The organism is Nitratireductor luteus (genome assembly GCF_026162365.1).
Classification (GTDB): Bacteria; Pseudomonadota; Alphaproteobacteria; order Rhizobiales; family Rhizobiaceae; genus Chelativorans; species Chelativorans luteus.
In genome coordinates, this window is sequence record NZ_JAOANW010000044.1 from 1 (window position 1) to 872 (window position 872).

Consider the following 872-nt stretch of genomic DNA (forward strand, 5'->3'; position numbering starts at 1 on the left):
CTTGAAGTTACCCATAAGTCCTTAGGTTGCAGTTTTCACTTGATCACGTGGAATCGGCCATGATTCCTTATCTGGCACCTTCAACAAACGGGGTGCGGACATGGGGAAGAGTTGGGTGGGCGAAGAAACTGCTGAATGCAATTTTGGTGATGCCCGCTTGAACCTACGACTTGGGGCGATGCTGGAAGCAATGGGTGAACGTCCAGGGAAATCCTTGCCTACGGCGTTTCAGGATTGGGCGAACACAAAGGCCGCCTACCGCTTCTTCGCCAATGAGAATGTCAGCGAGGACAAGATACTCGAGGGCCACTTCGCGGCCTCGGCCCTGCGCACTCAGGCCACCGACGGCCCTATCCTAATCCTGCAGGACACGACGGAGTTTTCCTTCAAGCGCTCATCGCCTGAGAAGATCGGGTTCATCAAAACGTCAACCAGCCGCCACCAAAAGCGCACGATCTGTGGCTTGCTTATGCATGCCAGCCTGGCCATCACGCCGGACGGGTTGCCACTCGGTCTGACCGCGGTCAAGTTCTGGTCACGGGATAAGTTCAAGGGAACCACGGCGCTCAAGCGCAAGATCAACCCCACCCGGGTGCCGATCGAGCAGAAGGAGAGCATGCGCTGGCTTGACAATCTGCGCCGCTCCACCGAACTGACGGGCTGTCCAGAACGTTGCGTGCATATCGGCGACCGAGAGAGCGATATCTACGAACTCTACTGCCTGGCTCAGAAGCTCGGGACCAATTTCCTGGTCCGCAGTTGCGTCGATCGTCTGGCTGAAGACGGAGATACGACCATTGCGCAAGTGATGGCAGCGGTCCAGTCCAGTGGAACGCATGAGGTCCGGTTTCGTGATGCGCAAGGCAAGGATC

General features: G+C 57.1%; 1 protein-coding gene. It reads left to right on the forward strand.

The window, feature by feature from the left end; translation table 11 throughout:
• Positions 1–115: 115 nt before the first annotated feature.
• Positions 116–872: IS4/Tn5 family transposase DNA-binding protein (locus tag N1058_RS24000; RefSeq protein WP_265520098.1), on the forward strand; the 757-nt coding region annotated here is incomplete at its 3' end.